The organism is Acidiplasma aeolicum (assembly GCF_001402945.1).
GTDB lineage: Archaea > Thermoplasmatota > Thermoplasmata > Thermoplasmatales > Thermoplasmataceae > Acidiplasma > Acidiplasma aeolicum.
Genome location: NZ_LKBG01000011.1, coordinates 1 through 5,421, shown reverse-complemented (window position 1 = coordinate 5,421; position 5,421 = coordinate 1). Strand labels below are relative to the sequence as shown.

Genomic DNA, 5,421 nt, shown 5'->3' with positions numbered 1-5,421 from the left:
TGAGGAGGTTGAGAGGTATATAGAGGAAATCCAGGCCTATAACAGAAGAAAACATCTACAGTATTTGCCCTCTGATGATGAGATAAGACTAGTTGTAAAGAATTCCCCGGTTATGATCGATGGAGAGGGCAGTGAGGAAGAGGAAATTTCCGGGCACCGTGATATGAAAAGAATTAAAACCAATAATATCCGTGGTGGTATGTGCCTTGTGCTATGTGAGGGGCTTATACAGAAATCCAAGAAGGTTTTAAAATATACAAATATAATGAACCTGAAGGAATGGGATATACTGGATAAAATTGGCAACCATAAAAAGGAGGAAAAGGGGGATAAGGGAGAAAAATACCTCAGGGATATTATAGCAGGAAGGCCGGTTTTTGGATATCCAAACAGACCTGGTGGTTTCAGGTTACGATACGGCAGATCAAGGCTCTCCGGGCTGGCCGCCGCATCCATAAATCCTATTACCATGTATATACTGGATGATTTTATTGCCATAGGATCACAGATAAAGGTTGAGCTTCCTGGAAAGGCCGCGGCGATCACACCCTGTGATACAATAGATGGCCCAACAGTGCTTTTAAAAAACGGCGATCATGTTAAAATAAAAAACATGGAGGAGGCACGCAGTTTAAGGGAAAATATAGACGTTATTACAGATCTTGGTGAGATTTTAATCGCCTATGGGGATTTCCTGGAGAACAACAGAAATTTATCAAGGTCACCGTTTACAGTTGAATGGTGGTCATATTATCTGCCGGATAAATTGAAGGGTTACGAAAAAACAGTGCCGGATCAGTTTACGGCAGTGGATCTTTCCAGAAAATATAAAATTCCGCTCCATCCAAAATATGACTATTACTGGCATGATATAACAATCGATGAACTTAAAAAATTAATAGATTCTATAAAGGTGGCTGATTTTTCAGGAGGTTTAATTTTAACCCATGATATTCGGGATATATTAATAAAGCTTGGCATAGAATTTAAAAATACAGATAATGGCCTATTTTTATCAGAATTTTATCCCCTCATAATTTCCACAGGTTTTGAACTTGTTAACGATAAAATTGTTCAGTTAAGAAATATTGATAATGAAACAAATGTAATGGATGCGGTAAATAAGCTTTCAGGTATAGAGATTAAGCCAAGGGCACCTGTGAGGGTTGGTGCAAGGCTGGGAAGGCCAGAAAAGGCAGGGGACAGAAAAATGAAGCCAAAGGTCCATGCCTTATTTCCAATTCTCAATTATGGTGATAGCAGGAGATCTATTCTGGTTGCGGCCAAAAACAGGGTAGAGTTCTCAATGGAATTAAATGCAAGGCAGTGCAGGAACTGTGGAAATGAAACACCATTAACATTATGCGAAAAATGCGGTTCTATTACATATGACGAAAATACAGAGAAAAAATTAAGTGTTAATGTCGGAACAGTTCTTGAAAAGGCTGAAAGCCATGTTGGTTTTTACGATTTAAAGGAGCTTAAGGGCGTTAAAAAATTAATGTCCAAATCAAATACGGTGGAACCTCTTGAAAAGGGTATTTTAAGGTCAAAATATGATATAAGCCTGAATAAGGATGGTACATGCAGATATGATATGTCCGATATACCCATAACACATTTCAAAAAAAGCGAGCTGAAGTTATCCTCTGAGACATTAAAAAATCTTGGATACCCGGATCAGGAAATAAACGAAATATATCCACAGGATATTATAATACCAGAGGATGCGGCAAAATACCTGCTCCATGTATCAAATTTTATTGATGATCTTCTTGTTAAATATTATAACATGCAGCCATATTACATGTGCAGTAAAATAGAGGATCTAATAGGGCATCTTGTTATTGGGCTTGCACCACATACCTCAGGTGGCATTGTTGGCAGGATTATTGGCTTCTCAAAGGTTAGCGGCTGCTATGCACATCCATTCTTCCATGCCGCGAAGAGAAGAAACTGTGATGGCGATGAGGATAGTATAATGCTTTTGCTGGACGGCCTTCTTAACTTCTCAAAAAAATTTTTGCCATCAACCACCGGTGGCCTGATGGATGCCCCTCTTGTGCTAACAGTCATACTTGATCCTGAGGAGGTTGACAAGGAGGCCCTTAATGTGGATACTCTTTATAAATACCCTCTTGAATTTTATCTGGAAACAGAAAAAAATTCACCGGCATCATCTATAGAAAAGATGATGAAAACAATGAAGGTAAAAATGGCTGAGGAAAATTCATATACCGGTGCAGGTTTTTCATTTGATACATCCGATTTAAGTGATGGCACACTTACATCAGCATATAAAACAATAGGATCAATGGAGGAAAAGATAGAAAAGCAGCTTGGGCTTGCAAAAAAATTGATTTCTGTGGACGAGAATGATGTTGCTGCCAGGGTCATATCATCACACTTTCTACCTGACATGTTTGGAAATTTAAGGAGCTTTTTTACACAGGAATTCAGATGCACAAAATGCAATTCAAAATTTAGAAGAATACCATTATCAGGCAAATGCCTTAAATGTGGATCAGATAATTTGATATTAACAATACACCACGGCAGTATAGTTAAATACCTAAAAGAAACGGAAAAAATAATGTCAGAGTTTAAACTTCCTGAGTATTTACAGGCCCAGATTAGAAGGCTTATAGATTCTATAAATGATACATTTGATATACATGGGGATGAAATTGTTGATGACGCACCAACACTGGAATCATTTAAATAAATTCATAAAATAATGATGCATGATTGGATCATTATTTGTAACAGGACCTGCAGGAACAGGTAAATCAACATTTTGCGGTGCATTTAAGGAATGGCTTACCAGAAGCGATTATGACTCCATTATAGTAAACCTTGATCCGGGTGCTGAGTACCTTCCATATGAACCTGAAATAGATATAAGGGAGTTTATCTCACTGAATGATATAATGAGTGAGTACTCTCTTGGTCCCAATGGTGCCCAGGTCGTTGCATCTGATCTGCTTATAGATAATGCAGAAAAGATAAGGTCAAAACTTGATTTGTACGAGGACTATTATGTAATTTTTGACACTCCGGGCCAGATAGAGCTTTTCAGCTTCAGGCCCAGCAGTCCAATGCTTGTTGAAAGGCTTGCAGGCAAAAAAGGCATGCTGGCCTTTATTGCAGATTCTGTTGTTGCACAGACGCCTTCAGGTTTTATATCTGAAAAAATGTTATTTGGATCGGTATATTCAAGATTCTACATTCCCATGCTATTCGTGCTTAATAAAATAGATTTAATTGGCGATGAAGTTGTTGATAAAATAAAATCATGGGAGGATGACCCTGATCTCCTATACGGGGACTTTTTGGATGAAAAGGGTGAGATGGTAAAGGACTACTTTCTTAATATTATAAATGCATTTAAGGAATCTGATATAATAACAAAAATTTCTCCGGTTTCATCAAAGGATATGTTTGGATTTGATGACATATATTCTGATATGTCCAATTATTTCCAGGGCGGTGAGGACACAGATACGGAATACAGGGATGAATAATCAAAACATTTTTTCCATGTCCCTTGTATCTATAACATTTACCATCTGGCTTATCATTTCCAGTGATTGAAAGTATAACCTTTCAGAATACGTTGATGTGGCATCAGAAATAACATACGTATTAAATTCCCTTATGTATGATTCATATGAACTTAAGAATATATCAGTTTCAGTGAAAAAACCACATAATAGAACGGTATTTCTTTTGTGCTGCCTTATTAAATCCTCAACATTGGTATTATAAAAAATATCCTCCTTTTTTACATGCACCACATTCTCTGGAATTAAGGCACGTTCAAAATCAGATAAAAATTTTTTATCCATTGGTGATTCAGGCATTTTTGAGTTCTCCTTTCTTTCATTCATTTTTTTTATAAACATGTTTATCTCTTCATTTCCTGTGATGTACTTAAATGGTCTTTCCGTGAATAAAACTGGGACATCGTATTTATTTACAAAGTTTTTTAGATAGTCTACTGCCATTATAAATTCCATCTTACTGAAAACATTCCTAAAAAAATCCCTGCTGTAATTTTCCATTATTATTATGCTATCTTCTGGAGAAATCATGTAACTTTATTTATAATTAATATTTCTTATTTTGTGAGCCATCGCATTACAGTTTAATGAGGTTTCAATATACATTCACCATTTTCATCATTTAGAATGAATTCATCATATTCATATTGCATTTTATTCAATTTATTACTGTTCATATCGGATTAAATATTAATAATATATTCAATTTTCCTTAATATTTATTCCCATTAAGTTATACATGCTCTCAGCCCAGAGACCTTATTTATAGTATATTTATCTATAAATGAAAACTATAAATAAATTTTAAGAATAAGGCAGATAAGGCGGAGATTGCCGAGATAGGAAAAGGCGATGGATTTAGGGTCCATTTCCGCAGGGATTCGGGGGTTCAAATCCCCCTCTCCGCATCCTTTTTAAAATTTTGGAAATCCCAGTGCAGCATCTATTATAATTCCAAGGGCAAGCACAACAGAGGCATAGATATTATAATGAAACGCTCTTCCATAATCCTGCTTCCTTGCAAGAATAAATGCAATAAGCATTATCAATCCGTGTAGTGCTGTACTTATGTAGGATATTAAATATAATTTATAAAATATGTCAGCACCAACGGCAAGGGAAACAGACAATACCTGATTCAATCCTGCAAATGCCAGTGATTTGCCTCCAAGCAGAACTGCAAAACTATGCAGATTATGGGTTTTATCATAGTCTATATCTGGAATATGGTTATATAAATCGAATCCAATGGCCCAGAAAATTGTCGCAAAAACAAAGAACCATGGAATTCTGTATATTATATACAACGGCCCATGTATGCCGGATGCAGCTATGGCACCGGCCATAACCGATAATCCCTGTATGGATGCTATCTGATAATTGGCCAGGGCCGTGTGCCTTTTCATGTATGGGTATGTCATAATTATAAGTGCGCCAAGTGGGGATAATGTAAATGCTATAATGTTTATAAAAAACGCAGAAACAAAATATCCTATTAAACCTATTATTATAAACAAATATGCATCCTGAACTGTAATGGCACCTGTTACAAGGGGTCTTGTCATTGTTCTGGGATTCCTGGCATCTATAAACCTGTCTGCAAGATTATCATTTGTCATTCCTGCTATCCTAATGAAAAAAAGTGCGGTGAATATTAATAGCAAAACCCTGATTGATGGAATACCGCGGACGGCCAGAAAGGCCCCAAGATATGCCATGGGGAGGCTAAAAAAAGTCTGCTCCATTCTTAAAAACCTAAGCGTAATATAAACCTTATTTTGTGTTTTATGAGCTCCTCCCGGGTCCCACATTTATAAGGTATATCTATATTCTTTATAAATTTTAATCATATTTTTTT

The 5,421-nt window shown here is 36.4% G+C and carries 4 protein-coding genes and 1 tRNA gene; 3 read left to right on the top strand and 2 right to left on the bottom strand.

Going from position 1 to position 5,421, the window contains the following annotated elements; genetic code table 11:
• Both polC and AOG54_RS00650 read left to right on the top strand, forming a co-directional pair.
• Window positions 1-2,725, top strand: a 2,725-nt coding sequence (polC, locus tag AOG54_RS00655; RefSeq protein ID WP_055032268.1) for a DNA polymerase II large subunit, incomplete at its 5' end; no start/stop codon positions are given.
• A gap of 19 nt (window positions 2,726-2,744) precedes the next feature.
• A complete protein-coding gene (locus tag AOG54_RS00650; protein ID WP_054963789.1) occupies window positions 2,745-3,524 on the top strand; it encodes an ATP/GTP-binding protein in 780 nt (259 codons plus the stop codon).
• On the opposite strand, the gene AOG54_RS00645 is transcribed toward AOG54_RS00650, so the two are convergent.
• The gene (locus AOG54_RS00645) at window positions 3,525-4,094 is read right to left on the bottom strand and encodes an isochorismatase family protein (protein ID WP_048102014.1); all 570 of its coding nucleotides are present in this window, start codon (window positions 4,092-4,094) and stop codon (window positions 3,525-3,527) included.
• Between the two features lie 293 nt (window positions 4,095-4,387).
• On the opposite strand from AOG54_RS00645, the gene AOG54_RS00640 reads away from it, so the two are divergent.
• Window positions 4,388-4,471: transfer RNA gene (locus tag AOG54_RS00640), tRNA-Leu, on the top strand.
• A gap of 6 nt (window positions 4,472-4,477) precedes the next feature.
• Here AOG54_RS00640 and AOG54_RS00635 read toward each other — a convergent pair.
• Window positions 4,478-5,374: a 4-hydroxybenzoate octaprenyltransferase gene (locus tag AOG54_RS00635; RefSeq protein WP_048102013.1), complete on the bottom strand. Its 897-nt coding sequence runs from the start codon at window positions 5,372-5,374 to the stop codon at window positions 4,478-4,480.
• Between the last annotated feature and the right edge of the window lie 47 nt (window positions 5,375-5,421).

Coding starts and splice junctions, on each gene's coding strand:
- AOG54_RS00650 (WP_054963789.1), top strand. CDS start 2,745: ATGATTGGATCATTATTTGTAACAGGACCTGCAGGAACAGGTAAATCA.
- AOG54_RS00645 (WP_048102014.1), bottom strand. CDS start 4,094: ATGATTTCTCCAGAAGATAGCATAATAATAATGGAAAATTACAGCAGG.
- AOG54_RS00635 (WP_048102013.1), bottom strand. CDS start 5,374: ATGTGGGACCCGGGAGGAGCTCATAAAACACAAAATAAGGTTTATATT.